The organism is Streptomyces sp. NBC_01241 (genome assembly GCF_041435435.1).
In the GTDB taxonomy this organism is placed as follows: Bacteria; Actinomycetota; Actinomycetes; order Streptomycetales; family Streptomycetaceae; genus Streptomyces.
In genome coordinates this window covers 1786510-1806419 of the sequence record NZ_CP108494.1, presented here as the reverse complement: position 1 = coordinate 1806419, position 19910 = coordinate 1786510, and the positions used below count along the sequence as shown (strand labels likewise).

General features: G+C 71.4%; 20 protein-coding genes. 17 read left to right on the top strand and 3 right to left on the bottom strand.

The window, feature by feature from the left end:
- Positions 1-126: 126 nt before the first annotated feature.
- The 11 genes from OG306_RS07735 to OG306_RS07685 all read left to right on the top strand — a co-directional run bounded on the left by OG306_RS07735 (position 127) and on the right by OG306_RS07685 (position 12165).
- Positions 127-2190, top strand: coding sequence for a tetratricopeptide repeat protein (locus OG306_RS07735; RefSeq protein WP_266745360.1), 2064 nt, complete (start codon positions 127-129; stop codon positions 2188-2190).
- A gap of 143 nt (positions 2191-2333) precedes the next feature.
- The gene (gene ald, locus OG306_RS07730) at positions 2334-3449 is read left to right on the top strand and encodes an alanine dehydrogenase (RefSeq protein ID WP_266752110.1); all 1116 of its coding nucleotides are present in this window, start codon (positions 2334-2336) and stop codon (positions 3447-3449) included.
- A 369-nt stretch (positions 3450-3818) separates the two neighbouring features.
- A complete protein-coding gene (locus OG306_RS07725; protein WP_266745359.1) occupies positions 3819-4937 on the top strand; it encodes a ParA family protein in 1119 nt (372 codons plus the stop codon).
- Complete coding sequence (locus tag OG306_RS07720) at positions 4934-5563, top strand: hypothetical protein (protein WP_266745358.1); 630 nt, start codon at positions 4934-4936, stop codon at positions 5561-5563. Before OG306_RS07725 ends, OG306_RS07720 begins: the two co-directional genes overlap by 4 nt.
- 85 nt (positions 5564-5648) lie before the next feature.
- A complete protein-coding gene (locus OG306_RS07715) occupies positions 5649-6674 on the top strand; it encodes a segregation and condensation protein A (RefSeq protein WP_266907085.1) in 1026 nt (341 codons plus the stop codon).
- A complete protein-coding gene (gene scpB / locus OG306_RS07710) occupies positions 6671-7318 on the top strand; it encodes an SMC-Scp complex subunit ScpB (RefSeq protein ID WP_266745356.1) in 648 nt (215 codons plus the stop codon). Before OG306_RS07715 ends, scpB begins: the two co-directional genes overlap by 4 nt.
- On the top strand, positions 7318-8460 hold the full coding sequence (locus OG306_RS07705; RefSeq protein WP_266745355.1) for a pseudouridine synthase: 1143 nt from the start codon (positions 7318-7320) through the stop codon (positions 8458-8460). The genes scpB and OG306_RS07705 overlap by 1 nt, the downstream gene beginning before the upstream one ends.
- A 153-nt stretch (positions 8461-8613) precedes the next feature.
- Entirely contained in the window at positions 8614-9309 is a 696-nt protein-coding gene (gene pnuC, locus OG306_RS07700) for a nicotinamide riboside transporter PnuC (RefSeq protein ID WP_266745354.1), read from the top strand.
- A 26-nt stretch (positions 9310-9335) separates the two neighbouring features.
- Complete coding sequence (locus OG306_RS07695; RefSeq protein WP_266745353.1) at positions 9336-10415, top strand: AAA family ATPase; 1080 nt, start codon at positions 9336-9338, stop codon at positions 10413-10415.
- Positions 10412-11146, top strand: coding sequence for an NUDIX hydrolase (locus OG306_RS07690; RefSeq protein WP_266907087.1), 735 nt, complete (start codon positions 10412-10414; stop codon positions 11144-11146). Before OG306_RS07695 ends, OG306_RS07690 begins: the two co-directional genes overlap by 4 nt.
- Positions 11143-12165, top strand: a complete 1023-nt coding sequence (locus tag OG306_RS07685) for an ADP-ribosylglycohydrolase family protein (RefSeq protein ID WP_266745351.1) — start codon at positions 11143-11145, stop codon at positions 12163-12165. The genes OG306_RS07690 and OG306_RS07685 overlap by 4 nt, the downstream gene beginning before the upstream one ends.
- A 161-nt stretch (positions 12166-12326) precedes the next feature.
- Here OG306_RS07685 and OG306_RS07680 read toward each other — a convergent pair whose 3' ends face one another.
- Positions 12327-13016 carry a nucleotidyltransferase domain-containing protein gene (locus OG306_RS07680; RefSeq protein ID WP_371665202.1) on the bottom strand — a complete coding sequence of 230 codons (690 nt, stop codon included), beginning with the start codon at positions 13014-13016 and terminating at the stop codon, positions 12327-12329.
- Between the two features lie 102 nt (positions 13017-13118).
- Between OG306_RS07680 and OG306_RS07675 the strand changes: the two genes are divergently transcribed.
- The 6 genes from OG306_RS07675 to der all read left to right on the top strand — a co-directional run bounded on the left by OG306_RS07675 (position 13119) and on the right by der (position 18301).
- Entirely contained in the window at positions 13119-13568 is a 450-nt protein-coding gene (locus OG306_RS07675) for a YidB family protein (RefSeq protein WP_266745349.1), read from the top strand.
- A 258-nt stretch (positions 13569-13826) separates the two neighbouring features.
- A complete protein-coding gene (aroH, locus tag OG306_RS07670) occupies positions 13827-14189 on the top strand; it encodes a chorismate mutase (RefSeq protein ID WP_266745348.1) in 363 nt (120 codons plus the stop codon).
- Positions 14186-15271, top strand: a complete 1086-nt coding sequence (locus OG306_RS07665; RefSeq protein WP_266745347.1) for a prephenate dehydrogenase — start codon at positions 14186-14188, stop codon at positions 15269-15271. The genes aroH and OG306_RS07665 overlap by 4 nt, the downstream gene beginning before the upstream one ends.
- Positions 15272-15395: 124 nt before the next feature.
- Positions 15396-16112: a (d)CMP kinase gene (gene cmk, locus OG306_RS07660; RefSeq protein WP_266745346.1), complete on the top strand. Its 717-nt coding sequence runs from the start codon at positions 15396-15398 to the stop codon at positions 16110-16112.
- Positions 16109-16768 (top strand): lysophospholipid acyltransferase family protein, encoded by a 660-nt coding sequence (locus OG306_RS07655; protein ID WP_266745345.1) that lies wholly within the window; start codon positions 16109-16111, stop codon positions 16766-16768. The genes cmk and OG306_RS07655 overlap by 4 nt, the downstream gene beginning before the upstream one ends.
- 63 nt (positions 16769-16831) lie before the next feature.
- Positions 16832-18301, top strand: coding sequence for a ribosome biogenesis GTPase Der (gene der / locus OG306_RS07650; protein ID WP_266745344.1), 1470 nt, complete (start codon positions 16832-16834; stop codon positions 18299-18301).
- Positions 18302-18367: 66 nt separating this feature from the next.
- On the opposite strand, the gene OG306_RS07645 is transcribed toward der, so the two are convergent.
- Together OG306_RS07645 and OG306_RS07640 are read right to left on the bottom strand one after the other, a co-directional pair.
- Positions 18368-18712, bottom strand: a complete 345-nt coding sequence (locus OG306_RS07645; protein WP_266745343.1) for a hypothetical protein — start codon at positions 18710-18712, stop codon at positions 18368-18370.
- A 137-nt stretch (positions 18713-18849) separates the two neighbouring features.
- On the bottom strand, positions 18850-19641 hold the full coding sequence (locus tag OG306_RS07640; RefSeq protein ID WP_266752109.1) for a hypothetical protein: 792 nt from the start codon (positions 19639-19641) through the stop codon (positions 18850-18852).
- Between the last annotated feature and the right edge of the window lie 269 nt (positions 19642-19910).

Genomic DNA, 19910 nt, shown 5'->3' with positions numbered 1-19910 from the left:
TGCTGATCCGATCGGGGGACCTCTGCGCCCCGCTCCACGGAATTGGTCCACTCGCCTGAACTACGCTCGGAATGCCCTGACCGGAGTCCCGGCGGGCAACGCGTGCAGCGAAGTGGAGCGTGGCCCGTGACGGATCAGGCGGTGGACACCAGCGGCCCGGCCAAGGCGGCGGGAACCGAGGAGCCGTCCGGCGCCGCACCACCCCAATTCTTCGGCCGCGAACGCGAGATGAAGGCGCTGCGCGCCGACATCGAGCGGGCCGGACTGGACACCCTGGCCGGTCGCAAGGCCGCCCGCGCCCGGGTCCTGCTGATCGCCGGACGTCCCGGCTCCGGACGCACCGCACTCGCCGGCGAGCTCACCCGCCGACTGCTCTCCACCGGCGACCACCCCGACGGTCTGTTCCGGGCCCGGCTCACCGAACTCGGCGGCACGCCGGTTCCCACCGAGCGCACCGCCCGGGAGCTGCTCGACCAGCTGGGCATCACGGGCCCGCCCGGCGCCGACGGGGACGAACTCTCCCAGCTGGTCCGCGAGGCGCTCGCCGGGCGCAGTGCCCTGCTCCTCCTCGACGGTGCCGTGGACGCGGAACAGGTCGACCCGCTGCTGCCGGACAACCCCGACTGCCTGGTCGTCGCCACCTCCGAGGGCCCGCTGACCGGAATCCCGGACGTCCGCCCCTGCACCATCGGCGGGCTGGACGCGGGCTCCGCCGTCCGGCTGCTCGCCCGCCTCATCGGCCAGGTCAGGATCACCGTCGACCCACGGACCGCCGAAACCCTCGCCGAGGAATGCGGCGGACTGCCGGCCGCCCTCGTGCTGGCCGGCGGCTGGCTCGCCACGCACCCCATGGCGTCCGTCGCCGACGTCACCAAACAGCTGCGCGAGCTCCCGGACGACCCGGAGCAGTCCACCGGCGCCCGCCCGCTGGCCCGTGCCTTCCGCCTCGTCCACGACTCCCTGCCGCCGGCCGCCGCACGGATACTGCGCCTGCTCGCCCTCGCCCCCGCCGGGCTCGCCGACGCCCACACCGCCTCCGCGCTGGCCGGCTGCTCCGTCTCCGCGGCCCGGACGACGCTCGACGACTTCGTGGCACTGGGGCTGCTGCGCAGCGATGGGGCGGACGAGCCGCAGTACGAGGTGCCCGGCTGCCTCGCCCCGCTGCTGCGGGCGCTGCTGGAGACCATGGACCGGCCGGCGGAGAATCAACTTGCCAGGGCCCGGATGCTGGAGCGGACCGTACGGCTGCTGCAGTCCTGCCGGGCGGTCACCGAACCCGAGGGTTCCGCGGCCCGCCGCAAGCTCGCCGGGCTGCCGCGCTCGCTGCGCTTCCCCGGCCCCGATGCGGCCGCCGCATGGCTGCGGAGCCGTCGGCCCGCCCTGCTCGCCTCGGCCCGGATCGCTGTTGAGGACGGCGAACTCGACACCCTGGCAAGGCGGTTGGTGGCCGCGCTGGTGCGGGCGCTGGCCGTGCACCAGGGCACCGAGGCCGCCGCGCCCGAGCTGTACGGACTGCACGGCCTGGTCCTGGCCGTCGCCGAGCGGCGCGACCTGCCGCGCGAGCAGGCCGCCGCGCTGCTCAACCTCGCGGACCTCGACGCGAGGACCGGCCGTACGCGGGAGGCGCTGACCCGCTACCGGGCCGCGCTGGACGCCGGACGGGCCGCGAAGGATCCGTACGCCATCGGCCGCGCGATGGAATCCGTGGGTGGCGCCTACGCCGAGCTGGGGGACTTCCAGCGGGCCTCCGACTGGTACGGCCGGGCGCTGGCGCAGCGGCTCACCCAGGGCGAGCGGGCCGACGAGGCGCGGCTGTACGGGCGGCTCGGTGCCGTCCACACCTACGCGGGGCGGTACGGCGAGGCGCTGCGGAACTGGCGGGCCGCCGCGGCCGGGTACCGCAGGCTCGGTGATGTGCCGGCCCAGGCGCGGGCGCTGAGCGAGGCGGCCCGGGTGCAGGAGTACGCGGGCCGGCCGCGCGAGTCGCTGCGCACCTGCCAGGAGGCCGTTCACTGGGCCGGGCAGGCGGGGGACGTGCGGCTGCAGGCGGCGCTGGAACTGCGGCTGGCCGACACGTTCGACCGGCTCGGCGACCCGGCTGCGGCCCGGCTGCACCGCGGTCTTGCCGACAGATTGCTTGGCGAGAAGGGTGCAGCCTACGAAATCCGTAGTGCGGTGAGTGAAAATTAATGCTTTGTAAGGCTAGACAGCGGGAACCCCTTCATTAGACTGGCTCTACCGCGTTCGTTCGCGGTGTCTCCATTTACGCTGTGTCTACCCGGGTATGTAGAGCTATGTCCGGGTAACCCTCTGAGCCAAGGACCGTGATCGACGTGAAGGTCGGCATCCCCCGCGAAGTCAAGAACAACGAGTTCCGCGTGGCGATCACGCCCGCCGGTGTGAACGAGCTCGTACGTCACGGCCACCAGGTCGTCGTCGAGGAGAGCGCCGGGGCCGGCTCCTCGATCACGGACGAGGAGTACATCGCCGCCGGGGCGCAGATCCTCCCCACCGCCGACGAGGTCTGGGCCACCGCCGACCTGCTGCTCAAGGTCAAGGAGCCGGTTGCCGAGGAGTACCACCGCCTGCGCAAGGACCAGACGCTCTTCACCTACCTGCACCTCGCCGCCTCCCGCGAGTGCACGGACGCGCTGCTGGAGTCGGGCACCACGGCCATCGCGTACGAGACGGTCGAGACCGCGAGCCGCGCGCTGCCGCTGCTCGCCCCGATGTCCGAGGTCGCGGGCCGGCTGGCCCCGCAGGTCGGCGCCTACCACCTGATGCGCTCGGTCGGCGGCCGTGGCGTGCTGCCGGGCGGCGTCCCGGGCACGGCCCCCGGTGAGGCCGTCGTCATCGGCGGCGGTGTCTCCGGCTGGAACGCCACGCAGATCGCCGTCGGTCTCGGCTTCCACGTCACGCTGCTCGACAAGGACATCAATAAGCTGCGCGAGGCCGACAAGGTCTTCGGCACCAAGGTCAAGACCGTCGTCTCCAACGCTTTCGAGCTGGAGAAGGCCGTTGTCGAGGCCGACCTCGTCATCGGCGCCGTGCTGATCCCCGGCGCGAAGGCCCCGAAGCTGGTCACCAACGAGCTCGTCGCCAGGATGAAGCCCGGAAGTGTACTTGTCGACATTGCGATCGATCAGGGCGGCTGCTTCGAGGACTCCCACCCGACGACGCACGCCGAGCCGACCTTCATGGTCCACAACTCGGTCTTCTACTGCGTCGCGAACATGCCGGGCGCGGTGCCGAATACCTCCACGTACGCCCTCACCAACGCCACGCTGCCGTACATCGTGGAGCTCGCCAACCGCGGCTGGGCCGAGGCGCTGCGCCGTGACGCCGCACTCGCCAAGGGTCTCAACACCCATGACGGGCAGGTCGTTTACCGCGAGGTGGCCGAGGCGCACGGCCTGGAGCACGTCGAGCTGAGCTCGCTTCTCGGCTGAGGGGTCAACACTTCCCGTCAACCTCACGCGTCCGGCCGGACCTTGCCCAGCAAGGTCCGGCCGGACGCGTGTCGGGCCCCTGCGCGGCCCTCGTTCAACTCGTCTCGAACGTAACCCTTTAGCCGATTCGTGCACTCTTTAAAAGTGCGCCCGGGTGGCTGCGTGCCCTTGACAGGGAGGTGTTCGATTGCCGACACATCGGGCCGGGTCCGGTGGATTGTGTTGCTGTGGAGCGGTGACACGCCATAGAGTCGCCAATCGTCGGCATGGTGCCACGCTGACCTATCGATAAGTTTCCTGGTCACGTCCAAGGAGGTAAGACGACTTGTGAATGAGTCGACAATTACTCCCGGGGGTGTTCAATCAGGGATGCCTGCACGGGGCCGGAGCCCGCACGGGCTGGAGGCTGTCGGCTCCGTCGCTGTCCGCACCTTCGCCACCAATCAGCACATGACGACAGCCCCCCAGATGATGGACGGCCTACACGTGAACGCCATGGCCGGCAACGAGAGTGGCCGAGAGACCGCCCACTTCGCCGACTTCGACGAGGTGCCCCAGGGGCACTTCTACGACCCCGACGCCGAGTACGAGCCCGATCCGGAGTACGCGGCCACCCTCGCGCCCGACGCTGCCCGCCAGCGCCGCGAGCGGATCGGCCCGACCGGTCGGCCCCTGCCCTACTTCCCGATCCCGGGACCGCTGACCGACCACGGTCCCGCGAAGATCATCGCGATGTGCAACCAGAAGGGCGGCGTGGGCAAGACCACGTCGACCATCAACCTGGGTGCCGCGCTCGCGGAGTACGGGCGCCGTGTCCTGCTCGTCGACTTCGACCCGCAGGGAGCCCTGTCGGTCGGGCTCGGCGTCAACCCGATGGAGCTCGACCTCACGGTCTACAACCTGCTCATGGAGCGGGGCATGTCGGCCGACGAGGTCCTGCTGAAGACCGCGGTCCCGAACATGGACCTGCTGCCCAGCAATATCGACCTGTCGGCTGCCGAGGTGCAGTTGGTGAGCGAGGTGGCCCGGGAGTCCACGCTGCAGCGTGCCCTGAAGCCGCTGATGGCCGACTACGACTACATCGTCATCGACTGCCAGCCCTCGCTGGGCCTGCTCACCGTGAACGCCCTGACGGCCGCCCACAAGGTCATAGTGCCGCTCGAGTGCGAGTTCTTCGCGCTGCGAGGCGTGGCACTGCTCACCGAGACGATCGAGAAGGTCCAGGAGCGGCTCAACCCGGATCTGGAGCTCGACGGCATCCTCGCCACGATGTACGACTCCCGTACGGTGCACAGCCGCGAGGTCCTCGCGCGCGTCGTCGAGGCCTTCGACGATCACGTCTACCACACGGTCATCGGGCGCACCGTGCGCTTTCCGGAGACCACGGTCGCCGGTGAGCCCATCACCACGTACGCCTCCAACTCGGTCGGTGCCGCCGCCTACCGCCAGCTCGCCAGGGAGGTGCTCGCCCGGTGTCACGCCGAGTGAGTCTGCCCGGGGCCGACGAACTGTTCCGTACCACGGGGGGGATGGGCCTGCAGGCGTCGTCCCCGGCGGACCGGCGGCGCAAGGCGAACGGCGACGCCCGGGTGCCCGGTCCGGCCGGGGAGAGCGATCCCGCAGCCGACGGGTCCGGGGCGGCGGAGACCGCGGCTCGGGAGGAGCACTCCGCGGCGGATGCCGACGCGGGGGAATCACGCAGCCGCGGCGGTGACGGCGGCCGGGGCGCGGTGGCGGCGCAGCCGGGACGCAGGCCCCAGCAGTCCCCGTCGGCCCAGCGGCCGGCCACTCAGCCCGCCACATCGGCGTCCGCGCAGTCGTCGGCCCAGGAGGCGGTTCCCGCCCCCGCCGTTCAGCAGCAGCGCAGGCGCGGAGGCGGACGCGGGGCGAACCGGCGGCCCAGCGGCCGGGAGCGGCACGACGAGAAGATCACCGTCTACGTCTCGGCCGAGGAACTGATGGACCTCGAACACGCCCGTCTGGTGCTGCGCGGGGAGCACGGGCTCGCGGTCGACCGCGGGCGGATCGTCCGCGAGGCGGTCGCGGTGGTTCTCGCGGACCTGGAGTCGCGGGGCGACGCGAGCATCCTCGTACGGCGGCTGCGCGGCCGCTGACCGGTGGGGCGCCGGTAGCCTGCCCGGAGCGCGTCCGGGCCTTCTCGTACGCCCGCCGCCCGTATCCCGCCGTCCCTGGACCCTCATGCCGACGACCGACGAGCCCGCCCGCACCCCTCGCCGCCCCTTGGGACGCGGTCCGGGCGGCCGGGCCGCTCCGGTGGGGGGCGGCGACGGCGGGGCCGATGCGGCGGTGGTCGCCGTATCCGTCGCGTCCGCCGGGCCCGAGGCGCCCGTAACGCCCGCCGAGACCGCCGTAGCGGCAACCTTGGCCTCGCCCCCCGAGCCCGCCGACGACGGGCGGTTCACCGTACGGCTGGCCAACTTCGAGGGGCCCTTCGATCTGCTCCTGCAGCTCATCTCCCGGCACAAGCTGGATGTGACCGAAGTCGCACTGTCCAAGGTCACCGACGAGTTCATGGCGCACATCCGCGCCATGGGGCCGGACTGGGACCTGGATCAGACCACCGAGTTCCTCGTCGTCGCCTCGACCCTGCTCGATCTGAAGGCCGCCCGGCTGCTGCCCGCCGCCGAGGTGGAGGACGAGGCGGATCTGGCGCTGCTCGAAGCGCGGGACCTGCTCTTCGCCCGGCTGCTCCAGTACCGCGCGTACAAACGCGTCGCCGACATCTTCAGCGACCGGCTGGAGTCGGAGGGGCGGCGCTTCCCCCGGACCGTGGGGCTGGAGCCGCACTACGCCGAGCTGCTGCCCGAGGTCGTCATCAGCATCGGGGCCGAGGGGTTCGCCCGGCTGGCCGTGAAGGCGATGCAGCCCAGGCCCGAGCCGCAGGTGTACGTCGACCACATCCACGCACCGCTGGTCAGTGTGCGGGAACAGGCCGAGATCGTGGTCGCGCGGCTGCGGCAGGCGGGGGAGATCAGTTTCCGGATGCTCGCCGAGGACGCCCAGGACACCCTCACCGTCGTCGCCCGGTTCCTCGCGCTGCTGGAGCTGTACCGGGAGAAGGCCGTCGCGCTCGATCAGGACGAGGCGCTCGGCGAGCTTCTGGTGCGCTGGGCCGGGGGAGAGGGGGCCGGGCCCGTCGTGACGGACGAGTTCGACACCGAGGTGACCGAGGCGCAGGACGCCCAGGAGGATGTGAAGGCATGAGTCAGCAGGACACCACCGGTTCCCCCGTCGCGGACCTTGATCTCAAGCCCGCCCTGGAGGCCGTCCTCATGGTCGTCGACGAGCCCGCCACCGAGGAGCACCTCGCCAAGGTGCTGGAGCGGCCCCGCAGGGCCGTCGCCGACGCCCTTCACGAGCTGGCCGACGAGTACGCCGCACAGCACCGCGGTTTCGATTTGCGGCTGGTCGCGGGCGGCTGGCGCTTCTACACCCGCCCGGAGTACGCGGCGGCCGTCGAGGGCTTCGTCCTGGACGGCCGGCAGGCCCGTCTCACACAGGCGGCCCTGGAGACTCTCGCCGTGGTCGCGTACCGCCAGCCGGTCAGCCGGTCGAGGGTGTCCGCGGTCCGCGGCGTGAACTGCGACGGGGTCATGCGGACCCTGCTCCAGCGGGGCCTGGTCGAGGAAGCGGGCGCGGAACCCGAAACAGGTGCGATCCTGTACAGGACGACGAACTACTTTCTGGAGCGGATGGGCCTGCGTGGCCTGGATGAGCTCCCGGAGCTCGCGCCCTTCCTTCCCGAGGCGGACGCGATCGAGGCTGAGACGCTAGAGGGTGTGCCGTCGTTCGATCCGGACGCACCGGACACCCCGGATACTCACGCAGACGACAAGACGGATTTTTGATGCGAAGCAGTGGCAGGAACAGCGGAAGCAGCGGCGGCGGAGCCAGGAGCGGCGGCAGGAACAACAGCGGCAGCGGCAGGAACAGTAACCCGAACCCCCGGGTTCCCCGCTCCGAGCGCGACGATAAGCAGGAGCAGCGCCCCCGCCGGCCCCGGCCCGAGGAGCGGCGCTACGACGTGGGCAACGACAAGCCCGGCGGCGACGGCGGCACCCGCAAGGGCCGCGGCGCGGCCGCCCGCGGCGGCGCCAAGGGCGGCCCGAAGGCCGCGTCGGGCGGTTCCAAGGGCGGCGGCCGGCGGGCCCCGTACGGCGCCCCGTCCCGTCCGCGTGAGCTCGACGCCAAGATCGAGCAGCGCAACCGGGACAGGTACGCGGGCAAGCCCGAGGTCAGGACGCCCAAGACCCACCCCGGCGCCGAGCAGGAGGGCGAGCGGCTGCAGAAGGTCCTTGCCCGGGCCGGCATGGGCTCGCGCCGTGCGTGCGAGGAGCTGATCGAGCAGGCCCGCGTCGAGGTCAACGGCGAGATCGTCGTCGAGCAGGGCATGCGCATCGACGTGAACAAGGACGAGATCAAGGTCGACGGCCTGACCGTGGCCGCCCAGTCGTTCCTCTTCTTCGCGCTGAACAAGCCCGCCGGTGTCATCTCCTCCATGGAGGACCCGGACGGCCGCCAGTGCCTCGGCGACTATGTCACCAACCGTGAGACGCGGCTCTTCCACGTCGGCCGGCTGGACACCGAGACCGAGGGCATCATCATGCTCACCAACCACGGCGAGCTCGCCCACCGCCTGACCCACCCCAAGTACGGGGTGAAGAAGACCTACCTGGCCGCCATCCAGGGACCGCTCCCGCGCGACCTGGGCAAGCGGCTCAAGGACGGCATCCAGCTGGAGGACGGGTACGCCCGCGCCGACCACTTCCGGGTCGTCGAGAACACCGGCAAGAACTACCTGGTCGAGGTGACCCTCCACGAGGGCCGCAAGCACATCGTCCGCCGGATGCTGGCGGAGGCCGGCTTCCCGGTCGAGCGGCTCGTACGGACCGCCTTCGGGCCGATCCCGCTGGGCGACCAGAAGTCCGGCTGGCTGCGCCGCCTCACCAACACCGAGGTCGGCATGCTGATGCGCGAGGTCGGTCTGTAACCCGACTGCGTAGCCCGGCTCCGTAACCCGGCTCCGTCCGCTCCACGGCCCGCGGCCGGTTCCTGTTTTCGAATTTCGAACAGGAACCGGCCGCGGGTCTTTTGCTGCGCCCGTTCCGCCTTTATAGTCAGAGTGACTATTAAGGAGGCGGGAGTGAGTCTCGCGGATGTCCTCGATCCCCTGCAGCAACCCCTGGTGACGGTCCTCGGCACCCCGGTCAGCTGGACCGAGGTGCTCGGCTTCGGCAGTGGGGCGCTGTGCGTCTGGCTCGTGGCCCGCCAGCACCTCGCCAACTGGCCGATCGGCATCGCCAACAACCTTTTCTTCATCCTCCTGTTCACCCAGTCCGGCCTGTACGCCGACGCCGGCCTCCAGATCGTCTTCATCACCCTTGCCGCCTACGGCTGGTGGACCTGGACCCACGGGGGTGGACCAGGTGCACCGGACCTGCCGGTGCGGCGCACCACCCGCACCGAATGGACCTGGCTGCTCGCGGCAGGGGTGGTGGGGGCCGTTGCCCTCACCGTCCTGCTGGACCACGCCACCGACTCGACCGTGCCCTTCTGGGACGCCCTGACGACCGCGCTGTCCCTGACGGCGACGTACGGGCAGTGCAGGAAGCTCGTCGAGTCGTGGTGGCTCTGGATCGCCGCCGATGTGGTGTACATCCCGCTGTACGCGTACAAGGAGCTGTATCTGACCTCCCTGCTGTACGTCGGCTTCCTCGCGCTGTGCCTGACCGGCCTGCGCAACTGGCGGCGCGATCTCGCCGTACGGCACCGGCCCGTGGAGGCGGCGGCACCCGGGTACGGGGTCGGCGTGGGCCGCGGGCGTGGGGGGTCGCTGTGACTGGTCGGTCTCCACGGGGCAGCGGCGTGAAGCGCTTCGCGCACGGGCTCGTCCTCGGCAAGTTCTACCCGCCCCACGCCGGTCACCACCACCTCGTCCGCACCGCGCAGGACCGGTGCGAGCGGCTGACGGTCCTGGTGTGCGCCGCCTCCGTCGAGTCCGTGCCGCTCGACGAACGGGTGGCGTGGATGCGGGAGGTGCATCCGGACGTACGGGTCGTGGGCGCCGTCGACGACATCCGCATGGATCTCCACGACCCGGCCATCTGGGACGCCCACATGGCCGTCTTCACCGGGGCCGTGCCCGAGCCGGTGGACGCCGTCTTCACCTCGGAGTCGTACGGGGACGAACTGGCGTGCCGGTTCGGCGCCGAATCCGTCTGCGTCGACCCCGACCGCACGGTCTTCCCGGTCTCCGGAACCGCCGTCCGCAAGGACCCGGTCGGCTGCTGGGACTTCCTCGAACCGCCCGTACGGGCCGCGCTCAGCCGCCGGATCGTCGTCCTCGGCGCGGAATCCACCGGGACCACGACGATGGCCCTCGCCCTCGCCGACCACTACCGGCGGCGCGGCGGCGTCTGGGCGCAGACCCGCTACGTCGCCGAGTACGGGCGGGAGTTCAGCGAACAGAAGCTGGCCGAGCTGCGCGCCCGGTGGCCCGGGGCGCAGTGGGAGGACGTCGCCTTCACCACCGAGGACTTCCCGTTGATCGCCGAGGCGCAGAACGCCAAGGAGGAGGCGGCCGCGCGCACCGGGTCACCGGTGCTCTTCTGCGACACCGACTCCTTCGCCACCACCGTCTGGCACGAGCGGTACATCGGCGGCCGCAACCCGCTCGTCGAGGAGACCGCCGACCGCGTCGCCCACCACCTGTGGCTGCTCACCGACCACGAGGGCGTCGCCTTCGAGGACGACGGGCTGCGCGACGGCGAGGAGCTGCGGCCCTGGATGACCGACCGTTTCCGCGCCGAACTCACCCGTACCGGCAGGCGGTTCATCGAACTCACCGGAACCCACGAAGAACGCCTGGCCACCGCGGTCGGCGCCGTCGACACCCTGCTCGCCGCCGGCTGGAACTTCGCCGCGCCCCTCCCGGAGCACCGATGAGTGCCGACGTTCCCGCGGGCTACGACCCGTACGCCTTCGAACCCTTCGCGGTCACCGTCGACCTCGCCGTCTTCACGGTCCGCGAAACCCGGCTGAACGTTCTGCTCGTCGAGCGGGGCGAGGACCCGTACAAGGGCCAGTGGGCACTGCCCGGCGGCTTCGTCCAGTCCCGTGAGTCCGCCGAGGAAGCCGCCCGGCGGGAGCTCGGCGAGGAGACCGGCCTGACCGAGGGCGCCGTGTCCGCGTTCCACCTGGAACAACTGCGCACCTACAGCGACCCGGACCGCGACCCGAGGATGCGGGTCGTCTCCGTCGCCTTCGCCGCACTCGTCCCCGACCTGCCCGAACCGCGAGGCGGCGGCGACGCCGCCAACGCCCGGTGGTGGGACGCCGAAAGCCTCGGCCCGCTCGCCTTCGACCACGACCGCATCCTGGCCGACGCGCACCACCGCATCGGCGCCAGGCTCGAATACAGCTGCCTGGCCACCGCCTTCTGCCCGCCCGAATTCACCCTGGGGGAGCTCCAGCGGGTCTACGAGACGGTCTGGGGCGTCGACCTGGACCGGCCCAACTTCCGGCGCAAGGTCCTCACCACGCCCGGCTTCGTCCAGGCCGTGGAGGGATCGCCGCGCCTTACCGGCGGACGGGGAAAGCCGGCCGCTCTCTACCGGGCGGGTGCCGCTACCGCCCTGCACCCTCCACTCCTGAGACCGGAAGGAAGAACCACGTGATCGTGACCAGGACCATCACCAAACAGGCCGCCACCGGCGCACTGACCGGGCTCGCGCTCGGCGATGCACTGGGCTTCCCGACCGAGTTCAACAACGTGCCCTCGATCCTTGCCAAGTGCGGGCCGTGGCGCCGGATGCGGCTGCCGAAGCCGGCGATCGTCACCGACGACACCCAGATGACGCTGGCCCTGGGGCGGGGCATCCGCACCGCCATGGACCGCGGGCTGCTCACCCCGCTCAGGCTGGCCCGCCCGGTCCGCGAGGAGTTCGTCGACTGGTACCACTCGCCCGACAACAACCGTGCCCCCGGCCGCACCTGCATGACCGCCTGCCGCCTGCTCGACAGCGACCGGCTCTGGCAGGAGGCCAGCCAGACCGGCTCCAAGGGCTGCGGCGCCAACATGCGGGTCGCGCCGGTCGGGCTCGTGCCGGGGCTGAGCGACGAACAGCGCTCCGGCGCCGCCCAGCTGCAGGCGGCCCTCACCCACGGACATCCGACCGCGCTCGCCGCGTCCGACCTGATGGCCCGCGCGGTGTACCTGCTGGCGCAGGGCGCGGAGCCGATGGGCCTGATCGGGCAGCTGCGCAGCTACGCGTACGAGAACAGCAGCCGCTATCTCACGCGCTGGCTCGGCGACCTCTGGCGGTACGCGGGCGACTCCTCGCCGGAGCTGTACATCCGGCGCGGCTGGGAGGAATGCCTCACCGCGCTGGCCCGCGTCCAGGACGCCCTGCGCGCCCCGTCCCCGGAGACCGATCCCTGCGAGACGACCGGCGACGGCTGGATCGCCGAGGAGGCCCTGGCCACGGCCCTGCACTGCTTCCTGCTCTTCCCCGAAGAACCCGTCACGGCCCTGCGCCGGGCCGCCTGCACCCGGGGCGACTCGGACTCCCTCGGCTGCCTGACCGGCGCGCTCGCCGGGGCGCATCTGGGGGCGGGGGCCTGGCCCAAGGAGTGGTCGGAGCGGATCGAGTACCGGAGCGACCTGCTGTCGCTGGGGGCGCTCTGGGACTCTTGATCCGTGCGGACGAATGATCGATGCGGACGAATTTCCGTCCAGGGGCGCGGATGCCGTGGACGACCGGTTCGCCGTACGAACGGGGGTGCCCTGCCGATTCCGGGGTGACGGCCGAGCGGGCCCCGCCCGCCGCCCACCCCGGGCGTTCGCCCCTGGTCGGATTACGACGCGGACGCCCGGCGGGTGCGGACCAGGAAGTCCTCCACCCGGGCCCGGTCCGGTCCGGCCGGCAGTGGTGAGGCGGTGACCGCCGCGTCGTTCTCCTCGGCCAGGCGGGTCATGCGGCGTTCGACCTCGGCCCACGGGACCTCGCCGCGCTTCACCGCCAGCAGCTCCTCCCGGGCCGCGCCCACCTCGATCGTGAGCTCGCCCGTACGCAGCAGATCCCGGGCACTGGCCAGCAGCCGCAGCAGATGCATGGCGTGCTTCCAGCGCGGCGCCCCGTACTGCCGGACGTCCGCCTCCAGCTTCCTGCGCTGGCCCGACGCGTAGCGGACGAACGTCTGATGGGCCAGCCGGGACAGGAACGCCCCGCGCAGGGACAGGAGTTCGCGGCCCACGGCGTCGACGTGTTCCACCAGCGCTGAGTGCAGGCACTCCAGCACATTGGGGTTGGCACGCAGGGCCAGCACGCAGAAGCGCTCCAGCTCCCAGGAGAACTGCTCCTGCGCCGGGCCCTCGACATGCGTGGGCGGCTTTTCGAACCCCCAGAACAGCGGGGTCGGCGCGAGGAAGACACCGCGCCGGTCCGTGTCGCTGCCGTCCGTGGCGAGCCCGAAGGCGCGTGAGCCCATCACACAGGCGTAGACCGTGTGATCGCGTACGAGGGCCTCTGGCGCAGGGGTGATCATGCCGGCGAGGGTACGTGAGCGAAGCGCCCGCGGTTCAAGTGGCAGAAGCCCGGGATCTGATCGACATTGTCGATAAATCACCTCCTCTGGAAAGGCGTGACCATGGCGGGAAACGACCTCGGTAGCCTGCTGGGCGGTTTGCTGGGCGGCGGCCAGGGCGGCGGTGCCTCCGGCGCCTCCGGTGGTGCTGGTGGCGCCGGGAACATCCTCGGCTCGTTGCTGGGTGCGCTGGGCGGCGGCCAGGGCGGGTCGGGCGGCAGTGCCAACGCGCTCGAAGGGCTGATCGGGATGCTCACCAGGTCCGGCCTCGTCGACCAGGCGCAGTCCTGGGTCGGGACCGGTGCGAACCATGCGGTCAGCGGCGCCCAGATCGCCGAGGCGCTGCCGGACGAGACCCTGAAGAGGGTCGCCCGGGAGACCGGGGTCTCCACGGAACGGGCGGCCGACGTGATCGCCCGTTCGCTTCCGACGGCGGTCGACAGGCTGACTCCGACGGGAGAGGTCCCGGAGGGCCGCTCGCTCGAGGAACTGGTCCGGGAACAGCAGCTCTGAGCCCAGAGGGCGGGCGGCCGGAGGAACCGGTCACGTACAGAAGGCCGCCCGGGACACCTCGCCCGGCCGGAAGGTCTTCGCCACCACGGCGGAACCCTCCGGCCGCCGCCCTTCTCCCGCCTCACCGCCTCGTCCCGCCCCGTCTCACTGGGAGAGCGCCCCGGCCGCCCGTCGCGCCGCCCCTCTAGGCTGACCGTGCAGAAAGATCACGCAGGCGGACAGCAGGCGCGACACGTACGAAGAAGCGAGGAGCACGACGTGGCGGTACGAGCGGTCCGTGGAGCCGTCCAACTGGAGCAGGACGAGGCCGGACACATGGCCGAGCGGGTCAGTGCCCTGCTCACCGCCGTCCTGGAGCGCAACAGCCTCGTCGCGGACGACCTGATCAGCATCTGGTTCACGGCCACTCCCGATCTGCACAGCGACTTCCCGGCCGCCGCGGCGCGCGGGCTCGGTATCGTCGACGTACCACTGATCTGCGCCCAGGAACTGGACATCGTGGGTGCCATGCCCCGCGTGGTACGGATCCTCGCGCACGTCGAGACGTACCTTCCCAAGTCCGAGATCGCGCACGTGTACCTCGGTGCCACCGCCGCCCTCCGCAAGGACATCGCCCAGTGAGAACCGCCCTCGTCATCGGAACGGGCCTCGTCGGCACCTCCGCGGCCCTCGCCCTCGCCGGGCGCGGCATCCAGGTCCACCTCGCCGACCACGACCCCGATTCGGCCCGCACCGCGGCGGCGCTCGGCGCCGGTACGGACGAGGCGCCCGAGGGCCCCGTCGATCTGGCGATCATCGCCGTGCCGCCCGCCCATGTCGCCTCGGTCCTGGCCACCGCCATGCGGGACGGTGTCGCCCGCGGCTACCTCGACGTCGCCAGCGTCAAGGGCGGCCCGCGCCGCGAACTGGAAGCCCGTGGCATCGACCTCGGCCCGTACATCGGTACGCACCCGATGGCCGGCAAGGAGCGGTCCGGCCCCCTCGCCGCCACCGCGGATCTCTTCGAGGGCCGCCCCTGGGTCCTCACTCCGACCCGTGACACCGACACCGAGGTCCTCAACCTCGCCCTGGAACTGGTCGCGCTCTGCCGCGCCGTCCCGGTCGTCATGGACGCCGACGCCCACGACCGGGCCGTCGCTCTCGTTTCCCACACCCCGCAGCTGATCTCGTCGATGGTCGCCGCCCGGCTGGAGGAGGCCGACGAGACCGCCGTACGCCTCTGCGGCCAGGGCATCAGGGACGTGACCCGGATCGCCGCCTCCGACCCCCGGATGTGGGTGGAGATCCTCTCCGCCAACCCCGGCCCGGTCGCGGACGTGCTGGCCGGGGTCGCAGCCGATCTGGACGAGACGGTACGCGCGCTGCGCGGTCTGCAGTCCGGCGACGACGACAAGCGCCGCGCGGGCACCGAGGGTATTGAGGACGTGCTGCGCCGCGGCAACGCGGGCCGGGTCCGGGTCCCCGGCAAACACGGGACGGCCCCCGCCTCGTACGAGATCGTGTCCGTACTCATCAGCGACCGGCCGGGCGAACTGGCCGGGATCTTCGCCGACGCCGGCCGGGCCGGAGTCAACGTCGAGGACGTCCGCATCGAGCACGCCACCGGGCAGCAGGCGGGCCTGGTCCAGCTCATGGTCGAGCCGAGCGCGGCCGCCGAGCTGCGCACGGCACTGCGCGAGCGGGGCTGGTCGATACGCCAGTAGGCGCGGGGCGGCGGGACCGGGAGGCGGTTGTCCACAGGGGTGCAGAGGACCGCGCCGACACTCGGTAACCTTGTGCGGGGCGGGTTCGCGCGTCCCCGTCCCGCCCACCCCGTGTACCAGGAAGGTGTCCACCACCGTGGAAACCGCAAGCGCCGCCACCCGGACGGCTCCGGCCGCAGTGATCGTCGCCATCGACGGGCCCTCCGGCACCGGCAAGTCGAGCACGTCCAAGGCCGTCGCCGCCCAGCTCGGCCTGAGCTACCTGGACACCGGCGCCCAGTACCGGGCGATCACCTGGTGGATGCTGAACAACGGTATCGACGTGCAGGACGCGATGGAGGTGGCGACCGCCGCCGCGAAGCCCGTCATCGTCTCCGGTACGGACCCGGCCGCCCCGACGATCACCGTCGACGGCGAGGACGCCTCGGGCCCGATCCGCACCCAGGAGGTCACCTCCAAGGTCAGCGCCGTCAGCGCGGTTCCCGAGGTGCGCACCCGGATCACCGAGCTGCAGCGCACCATCGCCGCCGCGGCCGACCGGGGCATAGTGGTCGAGGGCCGCGACATCGGCACTACGGTGCTGCCCGGCGCCGACCTGAAGATCTTCCTCACCGCATCGCCGGAGGCGCGTGCCGCCCGCCGCAGCGGGGAGGTCAAGGGCTCCGACGTCGCCGCCACCCAAAAGGCGCTGATCAAGCGGGACGCGGCCGACTCCGGCCGCAAGACCTCCCCGCTGGCCAAGGCGGACGATGCCGTCGAGGTGGACACCACCGAGTTGACCCTCCAGCAGGTCATCGAGTGCGTCGTCACCCTCGTCGAGGAGAAGCGGGCCGTGAAGTGACCCGTGCCACGGGCTCGTCCTCGCTGCGCGGTGCGGCGGTCGGTCGCGGGATCGGGATCGGCCTGATGTACGGGCTGTGGAAGCCCCGCGTCCTCGGTGCTTGGCGGGTTCCCGCCTCCGGACCCGTCATACTCGCGGTGAACCACTCCCACAACATCGACGGTCCGATGCTGATGGGCACCGCGCCCCGGCCGGTCCACTTCCTGATCAAGAAAGAGGCGTTCGTCGGCCCGCTCGACCCGTTCCTGCGCGGAATCGGGCAGCTGAAGGTGGACCGTACGACCGTCGACCGCACCGCCATCACCGACGCCCTCGGCGTGCTGGAGAACGGCGGGGTGCTCGGGATCTTCCCCGAGGGCACCAGGGGCGAGGGCGACTTCGCCTCCCTGCGTGCCGGGCTCGCGTATTTCGCCGTACGCAGCGGGGCGCCGATCGTGCCCGTGGCCGTACTGGGAAGCACCGAGCGCCGCGGACGGCTGGTATCGGCACTGCCGCCGTTGCGCAGCCGGGTCGATGTCGTCTTCGGCGACGCCTTCGAGGCGGGCGACCGAAGTGGGCGGCGGACGCGGAAGGCGCTGGACGAGGCGACGGTGCGGATCCAGGCGCGGCTGACCGCCCATCTGGAAGACGCCAGGCGTTTCACCGGGCGTAGGTAAGACTTGAGTAGTGGGCCGCGTGGTCGTGGCCCATCGATGATGACGCAAAGAGGAACGGACTTCATGAACGACCAGATTCACTCCGACGGCTCGGACCACGAGCACGGAGCGCTTGGCGACGCCGAGTACGCGGAGTTCATGGAGCTCGCCGCGGAGGAGGGCTTCGACGCCGAAGAGGTCGAGGGCGCGATCGGTGAGGCCGGTCACGGACCGCTTCCCGTGCTCGCCGTCGTCGGCCGCCCCAATGTCGGCAAGTCGACGCTGGTGAACCGGATCATCGGCCGCCGCGAGGCGGTCGTCGAGGACAAGCCGGGCGTCACCCGCGACCGCGTCACCTACGAGGCCGAATGGGCGGGCCGCCGCTTCAAGGTCGTCGACACCGGCGGCTGGGAACAGGACGTACTGGGCATCGACGCCTCCGTCGCCGCCCAGGCCGAGTACGCCATCGAAGCGGCGGACGCGGTCGTCTTCGTGGTCGACTCGACGGTCGGCGCGACCGACACCGACGAGGCCGTCGTCAAGCTGCTGCGCCGGGCCGGCAAGCCCGTCGTGCTGTGCGCCAACAAGGTCGACGGGCAGAGCGGCGAGGCGGACGCCACCGCGCTCTGGTCGCTGGGCCTCGGCGAGCCGCACCCGGTCTCCTCGCTGCACGGCCGCGGCACGGGCGACCTGCTCGACGCGGTGCTCGAAGCTCTTCCCGAGGCGCCGGCGCAGCGCTTCGGCACCGCCGTCGGCGGACCGCGCCGGATCGCGCTCATCGGCCGTCCGAACGTCGGCAAGTCCTCGCTGCTGAACAAGGTGGCGAACGAGGACCGCGTCGTCGTCAACGAGCTCGCGGGCACCACCCGTGACCCGGTCGACGAGCTGATCGAGCTCGGCGGCATCACCTGGAAGTTCATCGACACGGCGGGTATCCGCCGCCGCGTCCACCTCCAGGAGGGCGCGGACTACTACGCCTCGCTGCGTACCGCCGCCGCCGTGGAGAAGGCCGAGGTCGCCGTCATCCTGATCGACGCCGGCGAGTCCATCAGCGTCCAGGACCAGCGCATCATCACCATGGCCGTGGAGGCCGGGCGTGCCCTGGTGATCGCGTACAACAAGTGGGACACCCTCGACGAGGAGCGCCGCTACTACCTGGAGCGCGAGATCGAGACGGAGCTCGCGCAGATCGCGTGGGCCCCGCGGGTCAACGTCTCCGCCGTCACCGGCAGGCACATGGAGAAGCTGGTCCCGGCGATCCAGACCGCCCTCGCCGGCTGGGAGACCCGCGTCCCCACCGGCCGGCTGAACGCCTTCCTCGGCGAGGTCGTCGCCTCGCACCCGCACCCCGTCCGCGGCGGCAAGCAGCCCCGGATCCTCTTCGGTACCCAGGCGGGCACCAAGCCGCCGCGCTTCGTGCTGTTCTCCTCGGGCTTCCTGGAGCACGGCTACCGACGCTTCGTCGAGCGCCGGCTGCGCGAGGAGTTCGGCTTCGAGGGCACCCCGATCCACATCTCGGTGCGGGTGCGCGAGAAGCGTGGCCGCAACAAGTAGCACGCAGGCCCCACGACGGAGCCCCGGACCGTTTCGCATCCGAAACGGTCCGGGGCTCCGTCGTAGTCAGGCCCCTCGCGATCCCGATCCCGGGGGCAGAGCCGCGGGCTGGGACCGCCCGGAGTGCCGCCCCACCCGCTGCCAGGAACCGAGACCGCTGGTGTGCGTGCTCGTGCCGCCGGTGTGTCCCGTGACCCCGCTGTGTACCGAGAGGGCGCCGGAGTGACCGGAGTGGCTGCTCAGCGGCATGCGACTGCCGGACCACCCGCTGCCGAAGGCCACGAAGCCGAGATTCTCCTCGCCGCTACGATCACCCGGCAGCGCCCGGAACGACCGGCGGTACTCGGAGTACAGCGCGTCGTAGATCGGGGTGTGGGACTGACCGCCCGAGGGGTCCTGCGCGGGGCGCATGGCAGGGATCGGGCTCGGGCGCTGGCGGGAGGAGTCGTATGAGTGCACGTATGTGCCAACGACCCCACTGGCCGTCGGATGCGGGCCCGGCGGAGAAATAGCTGTTCGCCGCAGGTGCGAGGTGCCGACGGCCACGGTCAGGTCCCGGCCAGCGGCATCGCGGCGGCGACCAGGAGCCCGCCGGCGGCGGCCTTGTCCAGCGCGTCGCGCAGCAGGTCCTCGCGGGGCTGCTGGCCGATCACCCCCGCCGGGGCGGCGAAGACGAGCACGGTCTGCGACTTGTTGGCCGTGGTCCGCCAGCCCTCGGTGACCTGGAGCGGCGCATGTGCCTGCCACCAGGCGACCGGCGCGCCGCCATCGGTGCCCGGCTGGAGCACGGCGTGCAGCTGGCCCATCGCGAGCAGGATCGACCAGCCGTGCAGCACCGTGGGCAGCCGGTCCATCCGATGGACCGGCTGGAAGCCCTGCTCCAGCAGCAGCTGGAGGAATTCGTCCCCCCGGCTGCCATCGGTGCCCGGACGGGCGATCGGGCCGGTCGGCTCGACGACGAGGGCCGGGTGGACCTCGTCGTCGATCAGGACGAGGCCGCTGGTGATCCCGAGGACGGCCTGTTCGGTGCCGGGGTCCTCCGGGTACTCCCGGTGCTCCGCGTCGCCGCCGGTGATGCTGCGTACCGCGCCCTGAAGCTGATCCTCGGCGACCTGGACGACCTGCGAGGGGATGCAGGTCGCGTGCGCGAAGGCGAGGACGGCGGTCTCGTCACCGACGAAGAGAACCGTGCTGGTGCGTTCCTGTTCGGAGTCGCCGGGGGTGCGGCAGGAGGTGCAGTCGTAACTGCCTGGGGTGTTGTCGCCGACGAGCAGCCGGTCGGCTTCGGCATCGCCGATCTCGGCGCGTACGTCCTCGCTGACGTCGAGCATGCGCGGCACGGTTGGCTCCTCGAACTCGGTGCGTGCGCCGGGCGGTTCCCGGCTCATGAAGAAGACAACGGGCGATCCGTGGCCGGGGTCACGCGAGAAAGGGAACGTAATCGAACCAACCGGAGCAGAGGGTGAATCCCGGGATCGGAAGGGCCGCTTGCGACCTGTTCATCCAGATTTTCCGCGTTTTCCGCGCGGTGATGTGGTCGACTCGACTGTGGGCCGGTTCGCTGATACGTCGACAAAGCGGGAAAACAGGTGAAAGTGAAAGTGGCTGA